The following is a 23,020-nucleotide window of genomic DNA, read 5'->3' on the forward strand; positions in this document are numbered from 1 at the left end:
GCGTCTATCAGCTGGGGCGACCGCCGCCGGTCAGCCACAGCGTCAGCATGATCAGGAGCACGGCGACGGCCTGCAGCAGCACGCGCAGCTGCATCAGCTTGTTGGACAGGTTGGCATCGCCGCCTTTCATCATGTTGAACAGGCCACGGATCAGAACGATGGCGACAAGGCCCATCACGATGATGGCGAGAACGTAGACGACAGTAGACATTGGTTTTCCTCCTCCTCAATCGAACCTGCGCAGCAGCCGGTAGAAGAGGTCCGCGGGCAAGAGCTTTTTCAAGAACATGCCCTGCTTGGCCGGCCGCGTCACTGGGTAATGTGGTCGCGGGCGCGGGGCGTTCAATGCGTGCTTCAGGACATCGTAGACGGCCTCGGGGCCGAGCTTGTGGCGGTTGGCCGGGCCGGAGCCATCGAGCCTTGCCAGCTGGCGGCGATAATCCACGGCATGCGCTGAGCCCCTGACATCGATATGCTCGTTGATCTTCGCAAGCGAATTGGTAACGAAACGTGAGGCGATCGGGCCGGGCTCGATCAGGCTGACATGAATGCCACTGCCTTCGAGCTCCATGCGGAGCGTGATGCTCAAGCCTTCGAGCGCAAATTTCGAGGCGGTGTAGGCGCCGCGATAGCGGTAGGGCACGACGCCCAGGATCGAAGAGCACTGGACGATGCGGCCGCGGCCGCGCTTGCGCATCAGCGGAATGATCTGCCGCGTCAGCTCGTGCCAGCCGAAGAAGTTGGTCTCGAACTGCTCGCGCAGCACGTCCGTCGGCAGGTCTTCGACGGCGCCCGGCTGGCCATAGGCGCCGTTGTTGAAGAGGGCGTCGATGCGTCCGCCGCTGAGCTCCGTGACCTCGCGGACGAAGTCGGCGATCGAATCGGTGCTGGTGTAATCCATGCGGAAGGTTTCGATGCCGTCGGCCTGAAGCGGCGCCAGATCGTCGAACTTTCTGACGGTCGCAAGGACGCGCCAGCCGTCGGCCTTCAACGCACGGGCACAATAAGCACCGATCCCGGACGAACATCCGGTAATGATGATAGTGCGTTGATCCGACATGGAATGATTCCTGTACAAACTAGGACTCGTTTCCCATATTCGATCGGGCGACACAATGAGGAATGCCGGGAGCCGGAATGCTGAAACTTTTTCGCATCTTGTATGATGTGCTTTACGATGCGATCTGGCATTTCCTTGAAGATGACGGCTTCGCCATGGCAAGCCATGTCGCGCTTTCCACGCTTCTCGCCGTCTTCCCCTTCCTGATTTTCGGCACCGCGCTTGCCAATTTCCTCGGCGCCGACCAGTTCTCGATGACCGCCGTTCACCTCGTCTTCGATACGTGGCCGGAGGCGATCGCCAAGCCGCTCGCCGACCAGGTTCTTCTGGTCCTGACCGTGCCGCGCGGCGGGCTGTTGACGATCTCGGTGCTGGCGGCCGCATACTTCGCCTCCAACGGTGTCGAGGCGCTGCGCATCTCGCTCAACCGCGCGTATCGCGTGCAGGAAACGCGGCCGTGGTATTTCACCCGTCTCGCCAGCCTCGGCTTCGTGATGATCGCGGTGACGATCTTCGCGGCGATCAGCATCCTGCTCGTGGCCGTGCCGCTGGCGCTCGATTATGCCCGGCAATGGTTTCCGCTGTTTGCCGATACGCTCGACATCGTCTTCAACTGGCGTATCTACGGCACGCTGTTCGTGCTGACGGTTGGCCTGCTGGTCGTGCATCTGTGGCTTCCGGCCGGCCGGCGGCGCGTGTTCGATGTCGTGCCGGGCGTGCTTCTGACGCTGATCCTGTGGTTCATCGGCGCGCTGATCTTCGCCTATTATCTCGCGACCTTCGCCAATTACGCCGCCACCTATGCCGGTCTGGCTTCGGTGATGATCGTTCTGATCTTTCTCTACATGATCGGGGTGATCTTCATCATCGGCGCCGAGCTCAACGCGGCACTGCTGAAGTTCCGGGTGCGGGCGATCTTCTCGCACAACTTCCTGAGCGGCCAGGGCCAGAAGCCGTCAAAGCCCGACGAGGTGGCGAATATCGTGCGACGGGACGCCTCGGGCTCGTAGGTCCGAGAGACCGGTATCGCCGCTGCTTTTCGAGAGCTTTCGGCCGGCAACGTCGGTGACGAGGCGATGGTGGTGATAGGTGGGTGCCGGAAGATCAAGCAGCGTCTGCAGGACGCGGTGCACCGAAGTCGCGTGGAAGAGATCGAGACCGCGCACGGCATGGGTGACCGCTTGCCGCGCGTCGTCGACCACCACGGAAAGATGATAGCTCGACGGTGCATCCGAGCGCGACAGCACGACATCGCCCCAGGATGATGGGTCGGCAGGGATCAAGCCTTGTTCGGCGTCGCCGGTCTCCTGCCATGTGAGCGGTTCGCCGATGAGTTCGAGCGCCTTTGCCATGTCCAGCCGCCAGGCGTGTTTCAGGCCGGAGGACAGCATCGCCTGCCGCTCGCCTAAGGGGCGGTCGCGATCGTCAGTGGGGTAGAGCGGCGAGCCATCGGGATCGCGCGGCCATGCGCCGCCTTGTGCCTCGGATGCCGCGACCTTGGCCTTGACCTCGCCGCGGGTGAGGAAGGCGGGGTAGGCGAGGCCGCGGTCGATCAGGTCGGCCAATGCCGATTGATAGGCGTCGAAATGCTCCGACTGTCGGCGCGCCGGCTCTTCCCAGTCGATACCGAGCCATTCGAGATCGGTGTAAATGCCCGCTTCGAATTCGGGTGTGCAGCGGGTGAGATCTATGTCTTCGATGCGCAGCAGGAAGCGGCCATCGGCGGCGTCGGCCATGTCGCGGTTCAGGAAGGCCGAGAGCGCGTGGCCGAGATGCAGCGGGCCGTTGGGGCTCGGGGCAAAACGGAAGACGGGCTTTTGACGGGGAATCGCGATCATGCTTTCTTCTGCCACGGATTTTGGAATATCGCGAGGAAGCGTGCATATCATTCGCAACGACGGGGATGTGGCCCAGGGATTGGCCGAACTCATCATCATCGACCCGCGTCTGGTTCCCATCGCGGCCGATGCCGGTCCGCTGCCGCTGCGATTGCGGGAACCCGGCTTCGAGGGACTGGCGCATATCATCGTGTCGCAGATGGTGTCGCGGGCGAGTGCCGAGGCGATCTGGCGGCGGATGCGGCCTGAGGATGCCGTGTTGACGGCCGAGGCTTATGCCGGCCTGCACCCCGAGGCGTGGCGCGAGGTCGGTCTGTCGCGCGCCAAGGCGGAGACGCTGACACGGATCGCCGAGGCTGTCGCCTCCGGCGGGCTCGACCTGCAGGCTCTGTCAGGCCTGCCGCCGGAGGAGGCGTTGGCGGCGCTGACGGCGCTGAAGGGCGTCGGGCCATGGACGGCGGAGGTCTATCTGATGTTTTGCGGCGGCCATGCCGACGTCTTTCCATCCGGCGACGTGGCGCTGCAGAACGCGGTGGCGGCGGCCTTCGGCCTGGATGCGCGGCCCGGCGCGCGACAGCTGGCCACAATGGCGGCGGACTGGGCACCGTGGAGATCGGTGGCGGCGCGGCTTTTCTGGGCGTATTATGCAGCGAAACTGGGCCGCGGCCTGGTTCCGGTCGGCTGAACGGCAACACATACAAATGCCATTGTGTGGCTTGAATTTATTGGACTTCACAATGCCGTCACAACCGGCCTAATATAAGAGTGCAGATGCCGAATCGATCAGGAGAGTGCCTTGACGATTGCTGTTTCACCTCAGGCCCTGCCAGCGCTCGTTCTGAACGCTGACTATCGGCCGCTGAGTTATTATCCCTTGTCGCTCTGGTCCTGGCAGGACGCGATCAAGGCGGTCTTTCTTGACCGTGTGAATATCATCGCGGAATACGAACATTCGGTCTCCTCGCCGAGCTATTCGATGCGGCTTCCGAGCGTCGTGTGCCTGAAAACCTATGTGCAGCCTTCGCGCAATCCGGCTTTCACGCGCTTCAACGTGTTCCTTCGCGACAAGTTCGAGTGCCAGTATTGCGGCGATCATAACGACCTGACCTTCGATCACGTCATTCCGCGCGCCCATGGCGGCGAGACGACGTGGCAGAATGTCGTGGCGGCCTGCTCTCCCTGCAATCTCAGGAAGGGCAGCAAGCTCCCGAAGCAGGCAGGCATGTTCCCGCACCAGAAGCCCTACCAGCCGACCGTGCAGGACCTGCACAACAATGGCCGGCTCTTCCCGCCGAACTATCTGCACGATAGCTGGCTCGACTATCTCTACTGGGATAGCGAACTGCAGCCCTGATCCCCAGTCCGGCCCGTTTCCGGGCAGGACTGCTTCACGCTTCGATGGATCAGGCAGACTTGGTCAGGCAGACTTGCGCACGCCGATAAAGGCGAAGGCGGCGAGGATCAGGCTTGCGATCACGTTCCAGCCAGCCATGGAGAGGCCAGCGACGCGCAGTGCGGCTTCGGTGCAGGAGGGGCCCTTGATGGTGTTGAGTTCGGTCAGGAGATCGCCAGCATTCTGCGTCATGCTGCTGGCGCTGGTCGAGCAGGCGGTGGGGCCTGCCCAGAAGTGCCATTCGACACCGGCGTGATAGACGCCCATGCCGGCTCCGACGATCATCAGCAGGCCACCGGCCAGCAGGAAGGTGCGGCCGATCCAGTTGGGCAGGCCGAGCGCCGATGTTATGGCGCCTATGATGACCAGCGGGATGCCGTAATAATAGGGCTGGCGCTGCATCAGGCAGAGCTCGCAGGGAATATAGCCGCCGATATACTGGAAACCGAGCGCGGAGCCGATGACCACGGCCATGCCGATCGCCAGCACGATGGAATAGATGAAAGTGGGACGGCGGACAGAGAAGGTCATGCGGGGGCTCCGGGCAAATGGCGCATGGGGATTAGCGGATCATCAGTGGGCAAGCAGCTTGTAGCCGACGCCTGCCACGATCAGCACGCCGGCAACGATCGCGGTGATCTGGCCGAGGCGCTTTTCGATGAAGTGGCGGATCGGTTCGCCATAGCGGCGCAGCAGCCAGGCGAGAAACAGGAAGCGCGCGCCACGGGCGATGATCGCCGAGATGATGAAGAAGCCGAGGTTCATGTGAATGACGCCGGCGAGAATGGTGACGATCTTGATCGGCGGCAGATGCGCGAGACCCGAGGTCACCAGCAACAGCAGCAGGATTTCCCATTCGTCGTGGATATAGGTTCGCATCTGCTCGAAGGCATCGAGCTTGCCGTAGAATTCAAGGACAGGGCGGGCGATCGTATCATAGGCGTAATAGCCGAGCGCCCAGCCGGCGATGCCGCCGAGAACGGAGGCGACGGTTGCCACCAGCGCATAGCGATAGGCGCGCTCGGGCTTGGCAAGCGCCATGGGCAAATAAAGGACATCGGCCGGAACGAGAAAGACGGAGCTTTCGACGAAGGCGATAACGGCAAGCCAGACTTCGGCCGATTTGCGAGATGCCAGCGACATGGTCCAGTCGTACAATCTGCGAAGCATTCCGGTCCTTTCAGGTTGCGTGCATGAGCTTTATGGGCCTGATATCGGCCTGTAAATGGCTGCTGTGTCAGTCATGCGGCAGTGCGGTAAAAAACTCTTCGTGATCGTACAAGGGGATTGTGCCGTGATGGCGCGGGATCAGGAGGCGATACCTGATGAAGGGACGCGCTTCTGGCGCATGACATTCATCTCGGTGCGTTCGCGCGCCATCTCGCTGACCATCTGGCGGAGCGCCGGATGTTTCGCCGTGAACATGTTGAAATCACGCCGTTCCAGCACGAAGAAATGGCAGAAATCGACAGCGACCACGTCGGCGTTGCGGCGCCCGCCGCTCAAAAGTGCCATCTCGCCAAAGAAGGCGCCGGGCTCGAGCCTTATCGCATCATCCGGCAGCTGCACTTCGACGGCGCCGGCCGACAGGAAATACATGCCGCCGCCGCGATCGCCCTTGCGCATGACGCGCTCGCCGGGAAGCGCGGATTTCGGGCGGAACAGCAGGAGCAGCTCTTCCTGCGAGTTCTCGTCGACATTGGCGAAGAGCGGGAAGGTCTCGCTGAGCTCGCGCATTTCCAGCTGGTGCTGGTGTTCGCGCGCTTCGGTGATGGCGCGGATCTTGTCGAGCTCGTCGTTCAGCAGGTCGAAATTGGCGTGGCCGTGGCGGGCGCTTTGCGGCCAGCGGCGCTGGATATAGCCATGCAGCGCTTCTGCGCCGGCGCAGACGATGGGGTTGAGCGTGATCGAGATGATGGCGCTGGCAAGAATGATGTCCTGCCCGTCGGTCGGCAGCAGGCCGAGCGTCACGCCGAGGCCGGCGAGGATAAACGAGAATTCGCCGATCTGCGCCAGGCCGCCGGCCACCGTCAGGCCCATGCCGATCGGATAGCGCAGCAGCGTGACGACGACGAAGGAAATCACCCCCTTGCCGACGATGATCAGGAGCAAGGCGGAGAGAACGCCGAGCGGCTGGCGCAGGAGGATCGACGGATCAAACAGCATGCCGACAGACACGAAGAACAGCACCGAGAATGCGTTCTGCAACGGCAGGGAATCGGCAGCGGCGCGGTGGCTGAGGCTGGATTCACTCATGACCACGCCGGCGAAGAAGGCGCCGAGCGCGAAGGACACGCCGAAGATCTGCGCCGAGCCGAAGGCGATGCCGAGCGCCAATGCCAGAACCGTTAGAGTGAAGAGTTCGCGCGAGCCGGTGCGGGCGGCGCGGATCAAAAGCCACGGCACGACTTTCGGGCCGAGGAAGATCGCCATGGCGGCGAAGGCGCCGACCTGCAGCAGCGTCAGCGCGATGGTCAGCGGCAGCGGCATGGCGGCGCCATGTGCGCCTGATGGCGCGTGGCCGCCGAGCAGCTCGGCCAAAGCAGGCAGCAGCACCAGCGCCAGCACCATGGCCAGATCCTCGACGATCAGCCAGCCGACGGCGACGCGGCCGCTCGCGGCATTCACCAGATTTCGCTCCTCCAGCGCCTTCAGGAGCACCACGGTGCTCGCGACCGACAGGCTCAGCCCGAAGACGATGCCGGCGCCGAGGCTCCACCCCCACCATTCCGCCAGCCCGACGCCGAGCAGCGTCGCGACCAGGATCTGCACGATCGCGCCCGGAATGGCGACGCCGCGCACGGCAAGCAGGTCACGCGCCGAGAAATGCAACCCGACGCCGAACATCAGGAGGATAACCCCGATCTCGGCCAGCTGGCTCGCAAGCCCGGTATCGGCCACGAACCCCGGCGTGATCGGCCCCATCAAAATCCCGGCCAGCAGATAGCCCACCAGCGGCGGCAGCTGCAGGCGATCGGCAAGATAGCCAAGGATCGCCGCGAACCCGAAACTGACGGCAATGGTGGCAATGAGGGGGACGTCGTGATGCACGCTTATGTGTTCTCCTTTTGGGAGCCGGCACTTTGACCGATGTGCGGGGGAAATTAAACTGCTGATTTAAATTGAGACGGCAATATCGGCGGTGATGGCTACCACCACCATGCCAAGGTCCAAATATCGTGAAGCGGCACTCTTGACACCAATATCGCGAGTAACGGAGATTTGGTTCTAAACGAAGGCGTGTAAATCGTTGCTGTCCGGGAGGTTTGGTGAGTTCTTCTCGTCCGCCCAAATTGGAAGCTTGGCAGGCAATCGTCGCCGAACCAAAGAACATATTCGGTTGGCCTGCATGGTCCGATGGGGCCATGTATCGTGAAAGCCGGAAACAAGCGACTGACGCCGGAAGGCTTCCTTTGATCTCCGATATGGCGTCGCGATCCGAGATGATCATCACGGTTTCCGATAGCAACGATATTGCGCTGGAAGACATTCGCATTCGGATCGGCGTGTGGCGTAATCGACCTATGGAAGATGTCACGGCAACTTTTGAGATATATGACGCAGTTCGGTGGGTGTGCGTCAGCCGGATCGACTTTGCACCGACCGCGCCGCATACGAACAGACACTGGCGACGATTTCATCTATCGCCGGAAATTAACGGTTCTCATATCCACACGTGCGAGGATAATGCCAGGATCGGAGCCGATGCATTCGTTCCGGTAAGCAATTTGCCAAATGCTCGGGCGCTGGATAAGGAACCACAGTCTTTCCGGGAAATCTGGGCAGTGATCGGGGCGCATTTCAACATTTCCGGCCTTGATGATTTGCCTGCACCTGAATGGAATGGGAGCCTGCGATATGATCGATAGAATCTCGATAAACGCGATTGCCGAAGAGGTGTCCCGCGCGCTCTCCTATTCCCGTGGCGGAAACGAGGGGGCAATGGTGGTCACGCCGCTGCTATATCCAGGCGGCGCGCGCGTCGTGCTGCGTTTCCAGGAAAGTGAAGATGGATACTTCGTCTCGGACCTGGGGGCGGGACGGCGCGAAGCCGACCTTATGGACGGAAGCACTGTTTTCACGAGAATAGCCAAGGCCGCCGCAGAGCGCTTTGGTGTCAGATTCGACAGCGATATGGTCTTCGATATCGAGGTTCCCCGCGAAGCGCTGGTTTCCGCGGCAATCGCGGTTGCCAACGCGTCAAAGGAAGCCGTCGATCACACAGCGGCGCGGATATCCGAGAAGCGTGCGATGGACCAGCGATATGAGCTTTGGTCGCGGTTGACTGTGGCCTTTCCTCAGGCGCATGTCGAACGCGAGGTTGTGGTTCAAGGTGCGAGTTCGCCCTGGAATTTCGATGCGATGATTGAGATCGGCGGACACGCGTCGTTGTTCGATCTGGTCGTGCCTCATGCGTCGTCCGTGCATGCCGCAGTGTCGAAATTCCTCGACATCAAGGATCTCGGCGAACAATCGCCGGTACGTGTTGCTGTTATCACCGACAGCGAGAACACGCCGCATCTGCCGCTGCTTGGACGGACGGCGAAGATCATCCAGCTGGATGCCGCGATCGAAACGTTCAAGCGCGCGGCTTGAAAACACAAAAGAGAAGATGGCGGTTGATGCAGACGTCGGGTCTGCAGCAGTCCAGTGGTGCCCCATGCCGGAGTCGAACCAGCACTTCTTTCGAAACTCGATTTTGAGTCGAGCGCGTCTACCAATTCCGCCAATGGGGCAACGGATACCGACGAGGCGGGTGTCTAGCATGCGTTTGACTGATGGCGCAAGACGGGGATGCGGGTATCGGGCTGATTTCGTGGGGCTTCCGGCCGAATGGCTTCGGCCGGAAGGGTTTGTCAGTGAGCGGCGGAGACGGCCGGGGTTGCTAGGCCGGATTTCTTGATCGTGATCGCCAGGATGGAGGCGAGCAGGCAGAAGGCGCCGGCGATGAAGAAGGCGGGGAGATAGCTTTGCAGCTCGGTGCGCGACAGGCCGGCGCCATAAGCGGCTGTGGCCGCGCCCAGCTGGTGGCCGGTGAAGACCCAGCCGAAGACGATGCCGACCTTTTCCTTGCCGAAACGTTCGGCGGCGAGCTTCACCGTCGGCGGCACGGTGGCGATCCAGTCCAGCCCGTAGAAGACGGCGAAGATCGACAGGCCGTAGAAGGAGAAATCGCTGAACGGCAGGAAGAGCAGGGAGAGGCCGCGCAGGCCGTAATACCAGAAGAGCAGCCAGCGATTGTCGAAACGGTCCGACAGCCAGCCGGAGCCGATCGTGCCGAAGAAATCGAAGATGCCCATGACGGCGAGCACGCTGGCGGCTGCTACCGGCAGGATGCCGAAATCGCCGCAGAGCGTGACGAAATGCGTCTGGATCAGGCCGTTGGTGCTCAGGCCGCAGATGAAGAAGGTGGCGAACAGGATCCAGAAGGTCGAGGTCTTCGAGACTTCCTTGAGAACGACGATCGGGGCTGCGAGCATGGTGAGCAGGCCGCCGGTCTGTACGGGCGGCGGGGTGATGCGGTCCTCGCCGAAGGAGGGGAGGTTGAGATCGGAGGGGCGGTCGCGCATGAAGGCGAGCACGACGAGAGCGGCGAAAAGGATCATGCCGCAGACGAAGAAGACGGTGGCGCGCCAGCCGTAGCTCTCGGTCAGCTGCGCCATCAGGGGCAGGAAGACCAGCTGGCCAGTGGCGGAGCTCGCCGACAGCATGCCGACGACGAGGCCGCGATGCTTGGTGAACCAGCGGGCCGAGACGGTGGCGGCGAGCACCATGGCGGTCAGCCCGGTGCCGAGGCCGACGACGATGCCCCAGAGCAGCAGCAACTGCCAGATTTCGGTCATGAATAGCGAGCCGACGAAGCCGCTGGAGATCAGGATCATGGCGAAGACGATGACCTTGCGGACGCCGAAGTAATTCATGAAGGCGGCGGAGAAGGGTCCCATCAGACCGAAGAGCAGCAGGCGGACGGCAAGCGCCGACGAGATCTGCGATGTCTCCCAGCCGAACTCGTCCTGCAGCGGCTTGATCAGCACGCCCGGTGCGCCCATGGCGCCTGCGGTGACCAGCATGGTGAGAAAGGTGGTGGCGACGACGACCCATCCGTAGTGGATGTTGCGCCGCGCCAGCGTGGAGGCAAGTGCAGTGGAGACCATGGGGCTGTTCCGTTCGGGGGTTGCCGGAAGGCTAATGCAAATATTTAGATGATGGTCATCATCATTGTTGATTATTGATGATGCGCGTCATATAAATTGTCAAGCGGTGTTTTTTAGGAGCCTTGTTATGCGCGTCAGCCGGGAGAAATTCGCGGAGAACCGGGAGAAGATCCTCGGTGTCGCGGGCGTGCTGTTTCGCGAGAAGGGGTTCGAATCCACGGGCGTGGCCGAGATCATGAAGGCCGCGGGTCTGACCCATGGCGGCTTCTATGGCCATTTCCAGTCGAAGGAAGATCTGGCGCTCGAAGTCAGCCGGGCGCTGATCGATCGGGTGAAGATCCGCTGGAACGAGATTATAACAAGTGCGCCAGACGCGCCGCTCGATGCGCTCCTCAATCATTATCTCTCGCGTTGCAGCGTCGACGATCCCGGCGGCAGCTGTGTCTTCGCCTCGCTGGTTCAGGAGGTCAGTCGCAGCCAGGGTGCCGTGCGCTCGACCTTCAATGACGGGCTCTCGGCGCTAGTCGATATCCTCTCAGAGATCGTGCCCGGCGACAGCGCGCAAGAGCGCCGCGCCAAGGGTTTCACGACGCTATCGGCGATGATGGGTGCCGTCATTCTGGCGCGTGCGGTTGAGAGCCGGGAGCTGTCCGACAATTTCCTGTTCACGACGCGTGACGCTCTTTCGCCGGCTAAGAGTTAGCCGCGACGGGCGATCAGGCCGCTGATCTCGACGGTCTCGGCAAAGCGGCCATCCGGCGATAACCTTGCAAGCGCTGCTCGCAGTTCGGCTTCGAAGGCTTCAGCCTTGTCTCCCAGCGTTTCCGGCGAGGTGACCGAGGTCGAGAAGGCGCGGCCGATGATGTCGTCCGCGGTCAGCTGGCGTTCGCTGATAATGCCGATCCGCTCGAGATGGTTGAAGGGCGATTGCAGCAGGACCGTTTCATGCGCGACCCAGTCCGGGCCCTTGCGGCGCTCGCGGTCGGCGTTGCGCTCCGGCGCGAAGGTTTCCGACAGCGCGTTGACGGCGGCGCGCCAATCCGGCGTGGAGGCTATGTGGCGATCGCCGAAGAGCACGACGCAACCGTCGTCGACGGTGATGGCGTCGAGTGCCTTGAGCGTCGCCGGACGGTCCATCCAGTGGAAGGAGCGGCCCATGACCGTCATCTTCAGCGGTGCGAGCGATGGGTCGAGATCGTAGGACGAGCCGTGGATGAAATCGACGGCGACGCCGGCCAAATCGGCATCGGCGCGTGCCGTCTCCAGCATCTCCGGTTCGGGATCGATGCCCGTGACCTTTGCGCCTGCCATGCGGGCGAAGGCGATGCCAAGCTGGCCGGGGCCGCAGCCGAGGTCGAGCAGGCGCTCGCCAGCTTGCAGGCCGGCGCGCTCGGCGACGCGGGCAATCAGCTCGTCCGGATAGGGCACGCGGTAGCGGGTGTAATAGGCGGCCGTCGAGCGGAAGCGGCGGGCCTCGAAGGGGATGACGGTCATGGTGATATCCTCAAGGGGCGATATCTTGGGAAGGGTCGTCGGCCTGCCTGAGTGAGGCAGGCCGGTGTCCGGCAGCCTTACTTGAAGCCCTCGACGCGGTGCGGCACGTAGGGCTCTTCCAGCGCCGCGATATCCTCGGCCGAGAGCTTGACCGAGAGAGCGCCGACGGCGTCGTCGATATGACCGGATTTTGAGGCGCCGATGATCGGGGCGGTGACGGCGCTCTTTTGCAGGATCCAGGCGGTGGCGATCTGGGCGCGGGAGACGCCGTGTTTCTTGGCGAGATCGCCGACCTTGCCGATGATCGTGCGGTCCGCATCCTCGGCCTGCTGGTAGAGCGTCTTGCCGAATTCGTCGGTCTCGCTGCGGGCGGTCTTCTCGTCGTAGTCGCGGGTCAGGCGGCCGCGCGCCAGCGGGCTCCAAGGGATGACGGCGATCTTCTGATCCTGGCAGAAGGGCAGCATCTCGCGCTCTTCCTCGCGGTAGAGCAGGTTCAGGTGGTCCTGCATGCTGACGAAGGGCGTCCAGCCATTGGCTCTTGAGGTGTAGATCATCTTGGCGAACTGCCAGGCATGCATGGACGACGCGCCGATATAGCGCGCCTTGCCCGCCTTCACGACATCATGCAGCGCTTCCAGCGTCTCCTCGATCGGCGTCGTCGGGTCGAAGCGGTGGATCTGATAGAGGTCGACATAGTCGGTGCCGAGGCGCTTCAGGCTGTTGTCGATCTCGTCGAAGATCGCCTTGCGCGACAGGCCGGCGCCGTTCGGTCCGGGGCGCATGCGGTTGAACACCTTGGTGGCGAGCACGATCTCGTCGCGGCGCGAAAAATCCCTGATCGCTCGGCCGACGATTTCCTCGGACGAACCGTCGGAATAGGTGTTGGCGGTGTCGAGGAAATTGATGCCGGCTTCGAGCGCCTGCCTTATCAGCGCGCGGCTCGGCTCCTCGGCCTGCGTCCAGCTGTGATTACCGCGGCCGGGCTCGCCGAAGGTCATGCAGCCCAGGCAGATCTTCGAGACTTCGAGGCCGGTGCCGCCGAATTTGACGTATTCCATGAAATCGCTCCGTGATGAGAAAAGAAACCCTGGCGCTACCCCTATCTAGGGCGGTACCCGCCAGATTGGCAGCGGCTGCAGCAAACAACCATGCGTTCCCCGGGGTGGGAAGGGTGATCCGGGCTTCACGCTTGCGTGAGCCGCGCCCACGGTGTTAGCTGCTGCAGCATAAACGGACTTTTGCCCCGAGACCGAGACCCCATCGATGATCCTGCGCCCATGAAGCTGCCGCCGCGCGCTCGCTATGACGATCTCTACCGCGATTTCGCCTGGACGATCCCCGAGGATTTCAACATCGGCCGGGTGTGCTCGGACGATTGGGCGGCGCGCGAGCCGGAGCGGATCTGTCTTCAGCATTTCAGCCCGGATGGCAATCACCTGTCGATGAGCTATGGCGCGGTTGCGGCACGTTCCGCCTCGCTTGCCAATGGGCTCGTCGCGCTCGGTCTGACAAAAGGCGATCGGGTGGCGCTGCTTCTGCCGCAATCCTTCGAGACCGTGATCGCCCATATGGCGATCTACAAGATGGGCGCGATCGCGGTGCCGCTGGCGCTGCTCTTCGGCGTCGAAGCGCTGGAATATCGGCTGAAGACATCGGGCGCGGCAGCCGTGGTGACCAACGGCTTCGGGCTTGAGCGGATCCACGAGATCCGCGACCGGCTGCCGGAGCTCAAGACGGTGATCAGCGTCGATGCCGCAGAAGATGGCGATGATGTCGTCTCCTTCACCAGCCTTGTCGAGCGCCATGCGCCCCGTTTCGACGTGCCGCCGACCGGGCCGGACGAGCCGGCGCTGATGATCTTCACCTCGGGCACAACAGGCGCGCCGAAGGGGGCGCTGCATGGGCACAGGGTGCTGGCCGGCCATATTCCGGGCATCCAGTTCGCGCATGAGAATTTTCCGCAACCGGGTGACCGGATGTGGACGCCATCCGACTGGGCCTGGGCGGGTGGGCTGCTGAACGCGCTGCTGCCCAGCCTGATGCTCGGCGTGCCCGTGGTCTCGTCGCCGGCGCAGAAATTCGATGCCGACATGGCCTACAGGATCATGGCCGAGATGAGGGTGCGCAACGGCTTCATTCCGCCGACGGCCTTGCGACTGATGAAATCGGTACCCGATCCGCGTGAGCGATACGATCTCACGCTCCGCACCATCGGTGCTGCCGGCGAGGCGCTGGGGGCGGAGACGCATGATTGGGCGAGCCGCACGCTTGGCATCAATGTCAACGAATTCTACGGGCAGACGGAGTGCAATTTCGTGCTCTCCTCGAATGCCGCGCTTGGCGTGAGCAAGCCGGGGGCGATCGGCAAGGCTGTGCCGGGCCATAAGGTGGCGATCGTCGATGAGGCCGGCGCGGTGCTGGCGCCGGGCGCGGTCGGCCAGATCGCCATCGCGCGGCCTGATCCGGTAATGTTTCTAGGCTATTGGAACGACGCGGATGCGACCGCGCGCAAATTCGCCGGAGACTGGCTGCTGACCGGCGATCTCGGCCGGCAGGACGAAGACGGTTACGTCACCTTTCTCGGCCGCGACGACGACGTCATCACCTCATCCGGCTACCGCATCGGCCCGGCCGAGATCGAGGACTGCCTGACCGGCCATCCGGCCGTGCAGATGGCAGCGGCGGTCGGCAAGCCCGACGCGCTGCGCACCGAGATCGTCAAGGCCTATGTGGTCTTGGCGCCGGGGTTTAAGGCAAGCGACGCGCTGGCGGCGGATATCCGCGACTGGGTGAAGATGCGGCTGTCGATGCACGAATATCCGCGCGAGGTGGCGTTCGTCGACGCGCTGCCGCTGACGACATCGGGCAAGGTGATCCGGCGGATGCTGCGGGAGCGGGCGGTGGGTGAGGGGTAGGGCGGGGATAATAATCTTGCGAGGTGTAAGAAAACGGCGCGATATCAGCCACTTGCTTATTTGGTTTTCCCCATTCATCCCCGCTGAATCTGTCCGGCCGATACTGATGGCGTCATTGGACAGGGAGCCGGGCCGCGAACCGGATCTGACACATCAGGGCGCAAGCCCGGCGTCCGGTGATGGTTGTTGAAAGGTGGATGATCGGGTCGTCAGGACCTCGCATCCATCCGGAAGCGAAAGGCCGAGAGACGCTCCTGTCGGCCTGGATATCCGGAAGCCTTGATATGATCTGGGCAGGCGGTATTGCCTGACAATCATACTCTATACCAAACGTTGCCTGCCCATTCCCAGTCTGTCATGCCGTCGCGGAGAGGTCTCCGGCGCGGGGATTTGTGGTGTGTGGTTGGCACTCCGTGTTGCCGCTGCCTTTCATTCAGCTTTTACCGCGTGATACCCCCCTCTGCCCTGCCGGGCATCTCCCCCACAAGGGGGGAGATCGACTCGTGGTGAGGTCGTCGCCAAACGTTGAGGCAGGAGCGAGCGGGCGCGGCCAGCCAATCTCCCCACCTGTGGGGGAGATGCCCGGCAGGGCAGAGGGGGGTATCACACGGCACGACTTCAACGACGGCTTACCGTCGGCATCAAATGGGGCCGCTCTCGAGGCCCACACACTTCACCCCCGCCCAGCCAGCGACATGATCTTCTGCCGCAGCATCTTCGCCACGTTGCGGGTGCTGCTGTAGAGATGCAACTGTGTGGCGACCTGGCGGACGTCGCGGTCGGCGTTCTGGTTGAGGCCGATGACGACGGTGCCCATCTCTTCGCGTTCCTGCCAGAAGCGGCTCATGATCGGATGGTCGGGGACGGCGCAAGAGTCAGAGCGGACGATGTTGGCGTCGTCGAGGTGCCATTCGGTGAGTTCGCCCATCAAGAGCTTGCCCGGCGAGTAGCGGGCGTAGGTCTCGTCATAGGCGGTCTTCCACGTATAGGCCTCGCCGCCCATCATCAGGACGACGGTGGAGGCGATCGATTTGCCGTTGAAGTCGATCGAGTGGATACGCACGGCGTCGACGGCGGCAAGGTTGGAGATCGCCTCGCGGGCAAAGGCCATGTGCAGGCGGTCGGTGACCAGCGCGCTGCGCTTCTTGCCCTTCCAGCCGCCGGCCTCGAGCGCCAGGAACTCCTCGAAGCGCATATGGATGTCGCGCGGCTGGCGGGCGACGTTGTAGACGACGGTGCCCTTCTCCTCCAGCAGTCGCCATTGCCGGCGCATCTCGCGCATGTGGGAGGAGGAGACCGACTGGCGCAGATAGGCGACGGCGTCCTCGTCGCTCTGCAGCATCGGGCGCAGATAGGGGTTGGTGGTCGTGATCGGCAGGTTGCGGCCGATGGCGACGGCGCGGATCATGCGGGCGAAGATGCCGTTCAGGCGCAGATCCGGCAGCACCAGGATGCCGGGCATGCGCAGGTCGCGGGCGGTGAGACCTTCGAGGAAATTGTCGAGGGTTTCGGCGGCATCCTCGCCGTCGAGCAGCGGCGTGCCGAGCGGCGCGAAGCTGTTGGCCCAGACGCGGATGATCGAGGGGCCGACGGCGAAGCCCGGCTTTTCGACCGAAAACGGCATCAGCACGCGCAGGCGGCTTCGGGTCTCGTTCTGGTCGCGCAGCAGCGCGAAGTTGACCTCGCGGTCATCGAGGCGCGGCATGGCGGGCGCCAGGAAGCGGCCGGTGAAGAAGACATTGGGCTCCAGCGCGCGGTTGGAGAGGAAATCCAGTTCGTCTTGAAGATCGTAGCCGAGCTTGCCGGAATAGACGCAGAGTTCGCGGCCGGGCCGGCCGATCTCGACGCGGGCTTCGGCCTGCGGTGCATCGAATTCCAGCGATGCCAGCTCGTGGACCATGCGGTTGGCGGTCGAGTCTGTGGTCTGGGTTCCGGGAGGATTGCGCACCATACTGTCAGGCTTCCATATCGTTGCCGGCGCTGGCCGGTCTGGCGAAGGCGAAGAGGGCGATGCCGAGCGTGCGGCGGACTGCGAGATGCAAGAGCACCGCCTCGACGCCCATGGCGGAGGCCGTGGCGATCGCCGCGCCCTCGATGCCGAAATGGGGGATGAGGAGAATGTTGAGGGCGACGTTTGCCGTCAGCGCGCTGGCATAGAGCGCGACGCAGATATTCTGCTTTCCGGCCATCATCAGCAGCGTTTCGGCGGGACCGACCAGCGCCTTGGCGAGAATGCCGGCGAGCAAGATCGCCATCAGCACATAGCCTGCCGTGAAGGCGCCGCCGAAGAGCGACAGCAGCAGGTGCCCGGCCGCGAGCACGACGAGGCCGACCGCCAGCGCTGGCCAGAAGGTCCATCTGGCGGCATCGAAGGCGGCAGCGGCGAGTTCGGCGCGGGTGCCTTCGGCGATGATGCTGGAAAAGCGCGGGCCGGAGGCGGCCTTGACCGAGAAGTTGATGAAGTGGACCAGCGCCATGGTTTTTGCGGCGGCGAAGTAGATGGCGACCTCGTGCGGTTCCAGGAAAATGCCGACGACGACGACATCGGAATTGGTGAGCAGGAAGCTGACGCCCTCGATCAGGAAGATCGGGAAGGCAACGCTTAGCCAGCTCAGGAAATCGATCTTGCTCGGACCCTGGTGATAGTGCCGGCGCAGGCGGATGAGGGTCGCGACATACTGGCCGAGCGCGGTGAGGTAGGTTGCGACCAGCGCAGCCTGCATGGCGGTGACCGCCGTATGCGGCGCGCCGAGGCCGATCGCGACCAGCATGCAGGTGATGATCAGGATCGGGCGAATGATATAGACGGGGCTCAGCGCCATGACGGGCCAGTGGTTGGCGCGCGAGGTGCCTTCCAATATGTCGCCCAGCGCGATCATCGGCATGGCGAGCAGGCCGAGGAAGATCGGTACGACGTAATAGCTCTGGATGCGATCGCCGAAGAGATGCAGGCCGATCATGCCGATGGCGAGCACCGCGGTGCCCGACAGCAGGCCGAAGATCCTGGCAGTGCCGGTCAGGCCGCGGATTTCCTCGAAGGCGCCCGATGCCTTGTACTGTGGCAGGAAGCGGACGATTGCTGTGTGGAAGCCGAGGCAGGAGAGATCGCCGAAGAGGACGATCAGCACCCAGACGAAGACGAAGATGCCGTATTCGTACTCGCCCATCAGGCGGGCCAGGATGATCTGCGAGAGAAAGGCGAGGGCGGCGCTGATGACGCGGATGGCGAAGGCAGTCAGCGCCATGCGCTGTGCGGCGGCCTTTTCGCCGCGCTTCGTCATGATATCGCTGAGCATGCGAAGAAGGCGACCGCCCGCAGGACGCAGGCTCGCCGGTAGCATCTTCTCCGCCGTCTCGATGACCGCCATAATGGACACGCAAAACTCTCTGGCAAATCGTGCCTAGAGTAGTGGCATGACACGGTTAAGAAACGGTTGTGACCGGGTTCTTCGGCTTAACCTGTCCCCAACTCAGAGCGTCAGCCGCCGCCGCGCGTGAACGCCCTGTCTATCAGGACATCCAGCACCTCGGCGTAGCTGACGCCCGATGCCGCCATCGCCTTGGCGTACATGCTGATATTGGTGAAGCCGGGGATGGTGTTGAGCTCGTTGACCACGAAGGACATGTCCTGCATCAGGAAGAAATCGACGCGGGCCATGCCGTCGCAGCCGAGCGCCTTGAAGGCCTGGCGCGCGGTCTTGCGCAGTTCGTCCTCGGTCTCCTTCGGCAGCTGCGCGGGCACGCGGAGCGCTGCACCTGCTTCGTCGATATATTTCGCTTCGTAGCTGTAAAAACCGTGGCTTTCGGCCGGCGCGATCTCGCCTGGCAGCGAGACGGTGATTTCGCCATTCGCGTGCTCGAGCACGCTGAACTCGATCTCGCGGCCGGCGATGAATTCCTCGGCGAGAAGCTTGCTGTCGTGCCGGAAGCCCTCGGCAAGCGCGGCGGCGAAATCTTCTGGTGTCCTGACCTTGCTGACACCGACCGAGGAGCCCTGGCGGGCGGGCTTGATGAAGAGAGGGAGGCCGAGTTGGCGTGCGGCCATATCGAAGGACGGTACGCTGTCTTCCTCGATGCAGAGCGCTTTCGCGACGGGCAGGCTGGCTTCCCGGAGCAGGCGCTTGGCGATGTCCTTGTCGATCGCGGTCACCGATCCGAGCAGGCCGCAGCCGGCGAGCGGCACGCGGGCAACGGATGCCAGACCCTGGATCGAGCCGTCCTCGCCGTGCATCCCATGCAGAACGGGAAAGAGGACGTCGATCGCGGGGACTTCATAGGGCTGCGCGCCTTGCGGGATGGCGAGCATGCGGCCCTGGCCGCCGGGCAGAAGGCTGACCTCGACGGCTTCCTCGACCTTGGCGGCAGCCGACAGCGCGGTGCCCTTGGGCAGAAGCTGCCATTGTCCTTCCCTGGTCACGAAGATCGGCAGGACGTCGTAGCGCTCGGCGGCGAGTGCTGCGACGACATTGGTCGCCGAGAGGATGGAGACGTCGTGCTCCGGCGAGCGGCCGCCGAAGAGGATGGCGATGCGCGGGCGCGACGATGTTGGGCGGGCGGGCTGTGTCGGCATGGCGGATGGGTCCCCTTGGATCGTTGTTATTGGTCGAGCCGGATCGCGACGCCGCGATTGGCGAAGAAGCGGTCGAAGATCTCGATCGGCAGCTCGACGTCGGCCTGGCTGGCTTCGTCGTGGCCGGATGGGTTGTGGAAGCGGATGGTATCGGCGCCTGCGGCCGTCACCAGCACGAGGTGGCCGCCCTTCGAGGGCGGCTGGCGGTCCGGCCAGCGGATCTGGCTGTTGACCGAGGCGATGAAGAAGGCGTTGTCCTTGAGGACATCGGCGATGTCTGCCGTCGGCAGGCCGGTGATGGTTTTCGCGTCGAGGCCGAAGGTTTCGCCGACATAGGTGACGAAGGGCGCGTAGATCAGCCCCTTGATCGACTGGTCTTCCGCGTTGACGACATAGCCGCCAAAGCGGGTGCAGCCGCGCGCGAGATCGATGATGCGGTGGTGTTCACCCCTGGCGGCGAGGATCATCTTCAGGCAGGCCATGCCGCAGATGTTGACGGACCAGCGCGCATATTCCTCGACGCTGTCGGCGCCGGATCGCTGCCAGAGCGGATCATCGAGCAAGGCGGAAGCGCCGCGCTCCAGCACGGAGAGCGTCATCGACGCCGTTTCCCACTGGCTGAAATAGGGGGCCTTATTAGCGGTGCGGTTCATCGCGTGTCCCTGAAATCAATTCTGATATCGGCGCAAGCTCGGCGAACAAAGCGACTGTTTTGCGGCTGAATTTCGAGCGGATCATGAAATTGGAAGTTGTGAGCGGCACGCATGAAAAAGCCCTCGCGACGTCCAGGTCGCGAGGGCTTCGATCTCAGGTCTCGATCAGGTCTCAGGCCTGTTCGAAGGCACCGTGGCAGTGCTTGTACTTCTTGCCCGAACCGCAGGGGCAAACCTCGTTGCGGCCGACCTTGCCCCAGGTTGCGGGGTCGTCGGGGTTGCGGTTTTCGGGCGCAACGATGACTTCCGATGCCTGGTAGACCGAGCCGAACTCGTCTTCGCCGGTATTGGGGTCGATGTGGTGCGCCTGCATGGCCGGCGGTTCCGGCTGCTCCTGCTGCACCAGTTCGACACGCATCAGCTGGGCGGTGACGGCCTGGCGGAGGCTGTTGAGCAACGTGTTGAAGAGCTCGAAAGCTTCCGACTTGTATTCCTGCAGCGGGTCACGCTGGGCGTAGCCACGGAAACCGACGACGGAACGCAGGTGGTCGAGATTGACGATGTGCTCGCGCCACAGCGCGTCCAGCGTCTGCATGACGATCGAACGCTCGACGTAGTGCATGATGTCGTCGCCGAAGCGCTCGGCCTTTTCGGTGAAGACGGCGTTGGCCGCTTCCGTCAGGCGTTCGCGGATATCGTCTTCGCCGATGCCTTCTTCCTTGACCCAGTCCTCGATCGGCAGATCGAGGTTAAGCAGCGCGTTGGCCTGCTCCTTGAGGCCGACGGCATCCCACTGTTCGGCATAGGCGCGCTCGGGAATGTGCTTCTGAACCAGGTCCTCGATCACTTCGCGACGCATGTCGGAAACGGTCTCGGAGATGTTGGTTGCTTCCATCAGCTCGAGGCGCTGTTCGAAGACCACCTTGCGCTGGTCGTTCAGAACGTCGTCGTACTTGAGCAGATTCTTACGAATGTCGAAGTTGCGGGCTTCGACCTTCTTCTGCGCGCGTTCCAGAGCCTTGTTGATCCAGGGATGGACGATCGCTTCGCCTTCCTTGAGGCCGAGCTTGGTCAGCATCGAATCCATGCGGTCCGAGCCGAAGATGCGCATCAGGTCGTCCTGAAGCGAGAGGTAGAACTTCGAGCGGCCCGGGTCGCCCTGACGGCCGGAACGGCCGCGGAGCTGGTTGTCGATACGGCGGCTTTCGTGGCGTTCGGTGGCGATAACGTAGAGGCCGCCGGCGGCCAGCGCCTTTTCCTTGAGCTGCTTGATCTCTTCGCGGATCGCCTCAATCTTGGCGTCGCGCTCCGGACCTTCCTCGACTTCGCCGAGCTCACGCTCGACACGCATGTCGAGGTTGCCGCCGAGCTGGATGTCGGTACCGCGACCCGCCATGTTGGTGGCGATGGTGACGGCGCCGGGCACGCCGGCCTGGGCGACGATATAGGCTTCCTGCTCGTGGTAGCGGGCGTTCAGAACCTGGAAGTTGTTGAAGCCCTGCTTGCGCATGAGTTCGGCGAGCAGTTCGGACTTTTCGATCGAGGTCGTGCCAACGAGAACCGGCTGGCCGCGCTTCTGCGCATCCGCGATCTCGGCGATGATCGCCTTGTACTTCTCCTCGAAGGTCCGGTAGACCTCGTCGTCTTCGTCGATACGCTGGATCGGCAGGTTGGTCGGTACTTCGACGACGTCGAGACCGTAGATGTTGCCGAATTCTTCCGCTTCCGTCTGCGCGGTACCGGTCATGCCGCCGAGCTTGTCGTACATGCGGAAGTAGTTCTGGAAGGTGATCTGCGCCAGCGTCTGGTTCTCAGGCTGGATCTTCACATGTTCCTTGGCTTCCAGCGCCTGGTGCTGGCCTTCCGAATAACGGCGGCCCGGCATCATGCGGCCGGTGAATTCGTCGATGATGACGATCTCGTCGTTGCGGACGATGTAGTCCTTGTCGCGGGTGAAGAGCTTGTGGGCCTTCAGCGCGTTGTTGACGTGGTGGACGATCGCGACGTTCTCGATGTCGTAGAGGCTGGCGCCCTTCAAGAGGCCGGCTTCACGCAGAAGATTTTCGAGCTTCTCGGTGCCTTCTTCGGAGAAGTTGGCCGAGCGCTGCTTTTCGTCGATTTCGTAGTCGCTCTCGACGAGCAGCGGGATGAAGGTGTCGATCGTGTTGTAGAGATCGGAGCGGTCGTCGAGCGGACCCGAGATGATCAGCGGCGTGCGCGCTTCGTCGACGAGGATCGAGTCCACTTCGTCGACGATGGCGTAGTTGTGGCCGCGCTGAACCATCTGGCCCTTCTCGTACTTCATGTTATCGCGCAGATAATCGAAGCCGAGTTCGTTGTTGGTCGCGTAGGTGATGTCGCAGCCATAGGCCGCCGCGCGTTCCTCGTCCGACAGGCCGTGGACGATGACGCCCGTGGTCAGGCCGAGGAAGCTGTAAAGGCGCGACATGGTGGCCGCGTCGCGCTGGGCGAGGTAGTCGTTGACGGTAACGACGTGGACGCCCTTGCCCGACAGCGCGTTCAGATAGACGGGAAGCGTTCCGACCAGCGTCTTGCCTTCACCCGTCTTCATTTCCGCGATGGCGTTGGAATGAAGGATCATGCCGCCGATCAGCTGGACGTCGAAGGGGCGCATGCCGAGCACGCGGCGCGATGCTTCGCGCACGACGGCGAAGGCCGGGACGAGGATGTCGTCGAGCGTCTTGCCTTCGGCGAGCAGCTTGCGGAACTCCACCGTCTGTGCGGCGAGCTGTTCGTCGGACAGCGCCTTGGTCTTTTCCTCAATCGCATTGATTGCGGCGACGTTCGGCTGGAAGGACCGCACGCGGCGATCATTGGCGGAGCCAAATAGTTTGCGGGCGATGCCGCCAAAGCTGACCATACGACTGGTCCTTTCTGAATATTCATCCCGGGCTTCTCGTAAGGGCGGCCCGGCCGAATTT

General features: G+C 62.9%; 21 protein-coding genes and 1 tRNA gene. 7 read left to right on the forward strand and 15 right to left on the reverse strand.

Annotated elements, in window-relative coordinates; genetic code table 11:
- Positions 1 to 7: 7 nt before the first annotated feature.
- Both D460_RS0125840 and D460_RS0125845 read right to left on the reverse strand, forming a co-directional pair.
- Positions 8 to 211, reverse strand: coding sequence for a twin transmembrane helix small protein (locus D460_RS0125840; RefSeq protein WP_018901506.1), 204 nt, complete (start codon positions 209 to 211; stop codon positions 8 to 10).
- A 15-nt stretch (positions 212 to 226) separates the two neighbouring features.
- The gene (locus tag D460_RS0125845; RefSeq protein ID WP_026283551.1) at positions 227 to 1,060 is read right to left on the reverse strand and encodes an SDR family oxidoreductase; all 834 of its coding nucleotides are present in this window, start codon (positions 1,058 to 1,060) and stop codon (positions 227 to 229) included.
- A 77-nt stretch (positions 1,061 to 1,137) separates the two neighbouring features.
- Between D460_RS0125845 and D460_RS0125850 the strand changes: the two genes are divergently transcribed.
- Positions 1,138 to 2,070, forward strand: a complete 933-nt coding sequence (locus tag D460_RS0125850) for a YihY/virulence factor BrkB family protein (protein WP_018901508.1) — start codon at positions 1,138 to 1,140, stop codon at positions 2,068 to 2,070.
- Here the strand turns inward: D460_RS0125850 and gluQRS are convergent.
- Entirely contained in the window at positions 2,017 to 2,898 is an 882-nt protein-coding gene (gene gluQRS / locus D460_RS0125855) for a tRNA glutamyl-Q(34) synthetase GluQRS (protein ID WP_018901509.1), read from the reverse strand. The two genes, D460_RS0125850 and gluQRS, sit on opposite strands and share 54 nt — an antisense overlap.
- Here gluQRS and D460_RS0125860 point away from each other — a divergent pair.
- Positions 2,897 to 3,583 carry a DNA-3-methyladenine glycosylase gene (locus tag D460_RS0125860; protein ID WP_051110835.1) on the forward strand — a complete coding sequence of 229 codons (687 nt, stop codon included), beginning with the start codon at positions 2,897 to 2,899 and terminating at the stop codon, positions 3,581 to 3,583. The genes gluQRS and D460_RS0125860 overlap by 2 nt on opposite strands.
- Positions 3,584 to 3,694: 111 nt before the next feature.
- Positions 3,695 to 4,252: an HNH endonuclease gene (locus D460_RS0125865; RefSeq protein WP_018901511.1), complete on the forward strand. Its 558-nt coding sequence runs from the start codon at positions 3,695 to 3,697 to the stop codon at positions 4,250 to 4,252.
- Positions 4,253 to 4,315: 63 nt separating this feature from the next.
- On the opposite strand, the gene D460_RS0125870 is transcribed toward D460_RS0125865, so the two are convergent.
- The 3 genes from D460_RS0125870 to D460_RS0125880 all read right to left on the reverse strand — a co-directional run bounded on the left by D460_RS0125870 (position 4,316) and on the right by D460_RS0125880 (position 7,342).
- Positions 4,316 to 4,822 (reverse strand): disulfide bond formation protein B, encoded by a 507-nt coding sequence (locus tag D460_RS0125870; RefSeq protein WP_018901512.1) that lies wholly within the window; start codon positions 4,820 to 4,822, stop codon positions 4,316 to 4,318.
- Positions 4,823 to 4,864: 42 nt separating this feature from the next.
- The gene (locus tag D460_RS0125875; protein WP_018901513.1) at positions 4,865 to 5,461 is read right to left on the reverse strand and encodes a YqaA family protein; all 597 of its coding nucleotides are present in this window, start codon (positions 5,459 to 5,461) and stop codon (positions 4,865 to 4,867) included.
- Between the two features lie 138 nt (positions 5,462 to 5,599).
- Positions 5,600 to 7,342 (reverse strand): cation:proton antiporter, encoded by a 1,743-nt coding sequence (locus D460_RS0125880; RefSeq protein ID WP_018901514.1) that lies wholly within the window; start codon positions 7,340 to 7,342, stop codon positions 5,600 to 5,602.
- Between the two features lie 218 nt (positions 7,343 to 7,560).
- Between D460_RS0125880 and D460_RS36175 the strand changes: the two genes are divergently transcribed.
- A complete protein-coding gene (locus D460_RS36175) occupies positions 7,561 to 8,160 on the forward strand; it encodes a hypothetical protein (protein ID WP_155947858.1) in 600 nt (199 codons plus the stop codon).
- Entirely contained in the window at positions 8,150 to 8,887 is a 738-nt protein-coding gene (locus tag D460_RS0125885; protein WP_018901515.1) for a hypothetical protein, read from the forward strand. The genes D460_RS36175 and D460_RS0125885 overlap by 11 nt, the downstream gene beginning before the upstream one ends.
- 55 nt (positions 8,888 to 8,942) lie before the next feature.
- On the opposite strand, the gene D460_RS0125890 is transcribed toward D460_RS0125885, so the two are convergent.
- Positions 8,943 to 9,027, reverse strand: a tRNA-Leu gene (locus tag D460_RS0125890).
- Between the two features lie 120 nt (positions 9,028 to 9,147).
- Complete coding sequence (locus D460_RS0125895) at positions 9,148 to 10,446, reverse strand: MFS transporter (protein WP_018901516.1); 1,299 nt, start codon at positions 10,444 to 10,446, stop codon at positions 9,148 to 9,150.
- Between the two features lie 127 nt (positions 10,447 to 10,573).
- On the opposite strand from D460_RS0125895, the gene D460_RS0125900 reads away from it, so the two are divergent.
- Entirely contained in the window at positions 10,574 to 11,149 is a 576-nt protein-coding gene (locus D460_RS0125900; RefSeq protein ID WP_018901517.1) for a TetR/AcrR family transcriptional regulator, read from the forward strand.
- Here the strand turns inward: D460_RS0125900 and D460_RS0125905 are convergent.
- Both D460_RS0125905 and D460_RS0125910 read right to left on the reverse strand, forming a co-directional pair.
- A complete protein-coding gene (locus tag D460_RS0125905) occupies positions 11,146 to 11,940 on the reverse strand; it encodes a class I SAM-dependent methyltransferase (RefSeq protein ID WP_018901518.1) in 795 nt (264 codons plus the stop codon). The two genes, D460_RS0125900 and D460_RS0125905, sit on opposite strands and share 4 nt — an antisense overlap.
- A 77-nt stretch (positions 11,941 to 12,017) precedes the next feature.
- A complete protein-coding gene (locus D460_RS0125910) occupies positions 12,018 to 12,998 on the reverse strand; it encodes an aldo/keto reductase (protein ID WP_018901519.1) in 981 nt (326 codons plus the stop codon).
- Between the two features lie 219 nt (positions 12,999 to 13,217).
- Between D460_RS0125910 and D460_RS0125915 the strand changes: the two genes are divergently transcribed.
- Positions 13,218 to 14,855: an AMP-binding protein gene (locus D460_RS0125915; protein WP_018901520.1), complete on the forward strand. Its 1,638-nt coding sequence runs from the start codon at positions 13,218 to 13,220 to the stop codon at positions 14,853 to 14,855.
- A gap of 673 nt (positions 14,856 to 15,528) precedes the next feature.
- On the opposite strand, the gene D460_RS0125920 is transcribed toward D460_RS0125915, so the two are convergent.
- The 5 genes from D460_RS0125920 to secA all read right to left on the reverse strand — a co-directional run bounded on the left by D460_RS0125920 (position 15,529) and on the right by secA (position 22,959).
- Entirely contained in the window at positions 15,529 to 16,806 is a 1,278-nt protein-coding gene (locus D460_RS0125920; protein WP_018901521.1) for a GNAT family N-acetyltransferase, read from the reverse strand.
- Between the two features lie 4 nt (positions 16,807 to 16,810).
- Entirely contained in the window at positions 16,811 to 18,223 is a 1,413-nt protein-coding gene (locus tag D460_RS0125925) for an oligosaccharide flippase family protein (protein WP_018901522.1), read from the reverse strand.
- 110 nt (positions 18,224 to 18,333) lie between these two features.
- Positions 18,334 to 19,425 carry a D-alanine--D-alanine ligase family protein gene (locus D460_RS0125930; protein ID WP_018901523.1) on the reverse strand — a complete coding sequence of 364 codons (1,092 nt, stop codon included), beginning with the start codon at positions 19,423 to 19,425 and terminating at the stop codon, positions 18,334 to 18,336.
- Positions 19,426 to 19,451: 26 nt separating this feature from the next.
- Positions 19,452 to 20,078: a C39 family peptidase gene (locus D460_RS0125935; RefSeq protein ID WP_026283554.1), complete on the reverse strand. Its 627-nt coding sequence runs from the start codon at positions 20,076 to 20,078 to the stop codon at positions 19,452 to 19,454.
- Positions 20,079 to 20,250: 172 nt separating this feature from the next.
- A complete protein-coding gene (secA, locus tag D460_RS0125940; protein ID WP_018901525.1) occupies positions 20,251 to 22,959 on the reverse strand; it encodes a preprotein translocase subunit SecA in 2,709 nt (902 codons plus the stop codon).
- Positions 22,960 to 23,020: the final 61 nt, after the last annotated feature.

The sequence above is a fragment of the Rhizobium sp. 2MFCol3.1 genome, assembly GCF_000377565.1.
Classification (GTDB): Bacteria; Pseudomonadota; Alphaproteobacteria; order Rhizobiales; family Rhizobiaceae; genus Rhizobium.